The following is a 1,696-nucleotide window of genomic DNA, read 5'->3' as shown; positions in this document are numbered from 1 at the left end:
TGAAAGTGCATATACCAATGGAATTTATAGTCCTGTTAGGATTTATCCTACCACAACAATTACTTTTGATAGTCCAGTCTCTGATGAGGTACATAAGCTTAATATAAGCGGAATTGGTCCAGCACCTGTACTCTGGTTGACACCCGTGGAATATCTTCCTAAGTCGACAGCTCCTAGTGTAGAGGTCGATTTGGCGAAGGATCAGGTACCACTGCCGAAAGGGGTGACTGGTGTAAAATTTATTTGGGGCGCCCAAACAGGTAAAAGTGATATCAACTTTGATTTAAAAGGTGCGCAAGCAACATTGATGAACGCAGACATTGCTGAAAGTTCAACAAACTTTCATATGGTTTTTTTGAAGAGTGCAGTGCAAGTAAAAAACGTGTCTAGTGATCGTCAGTATGAAGGTCATTCGTTAAATTCTATTATCGAATTGACTAACGCTCAGGATAAAGTTCCTGTAAGGATGGCACTTGATTTGGGTCCTATTATGATCCCAGGTGGTATCTCCAGTAATGTAGATTACGCTCACTCTAAAGTTGTATTTAAGGATACATCATCCCAAGTGCTGGGAAGTCAAACGGTAATCGACTTGTCCAAAGGTACTGCGATAGTTTCATTGCCGCTGTCTACTAAGTTTATTGAGTTAGAGGTGCCAACTATCGCTGACCAAATAAATCAGCCAGAACAAAAGCTTACTCTGACTGCTAAAACTATGGGAATGGATGAAGATCTGCCTGTAAGTGGGTCTTTGACTGTGTTATCTAAGAGAGTAAACATTACTGAAAGTGCATATACCAATGGAATTTATAGTCCGGTTAGGATTTATCCTACCACAACAATTACTTTTGATAGTCCAGTCTCTGATGAGGTACATAAGCTTAATATAAGCGGAATTGGTCCAGCACCTGTACTCTGGTTGACACCCGTGGAATATCTTCCTAAGTCGACAGCTCCTAGTGTAGAGGTCGATTTGGCGAAGGATCAGGTGCCGAAAGGGGTGACTGGTGTAAAATTTATTTGGGGCGCCCAAACAGGTAAAAGTGATATCAACTTTGATTTAAAAGGTGCGCAAGCAACATTGATGAACGCAGACATTGCTGAAAGTTCAACAAACTTTCATATGGTTTTTTTGAAGAGTGCAGTGCAAGTAAAAAACGTGTCTAGTGATCGTCAGTATGAAGGTCATTCGTTAAATTCTATTATCGAATTGACTAACGCTCAGGATAAAGTTCCTGTAAGGATGGCACTTGATTTGGGTCCTATTATGATCCCAGGTGGTATCTCCAGTAATGTAGATTACGCTCACTCTAAAGTTGTATTTAAGGATACATCATCCCAAGTGCTGGGAAGTCAAACGGTAATCGACTTGTCCAAAGGTACTGCGATAGTTTCATTGCCGCTGTCTACTAAGTTTATTGAGTTAGAGGTGCCAACTATCGCTGACCAAATAAATCAGCCAGAACAAAAGCTTACTCTGACTGCTAAAACTATGGGAATGGATGAAGATCTGCCTGTAAGTGGGTCTTTGACTGTATTATCTAAGAGAGTAAACAGTACTGAAAGTGCATATACCAATGGAATTTATAGTCCGGTTAGGATTTATCCTACCACAACAATTACTTTTGATAGTCCAGTCTCTGATGAGGTACATAAGCTTAATATAAGCGGAATTGGTCCAGCACCTGTACTCTGG

1 protein-coding gene is annotated in these 1,696 nt (G+C 40.5%); it reads left to right on the top strand.

Features of this window, described 5'->3' with window-relative positions; translation table 11 throughout:
* Positions 1–190: 190 nt before the first annotated feature.
* Positions 191–1,696 (top strand): hypothetical protein (locus LG31_RS20875; protein ID WP_152598343.1); only part of this gene is annotated, 1,506 nt, incomplete at its 3' end.

Source organism: Aeromonas lacus (genome assembly GCF_000764665.1).
GTDB lineage: Bacteria > Pseudomonadota > Gammaproteobacteria > Enterobacterales > Aeromonadaceae > Aeromonas > Aeromonas lacus.
The sequence above is the reverse complement of the archived record's forward strand: the minus strand, read 5'-3'. Positions and strand labels throughout refer to the sequence as shown.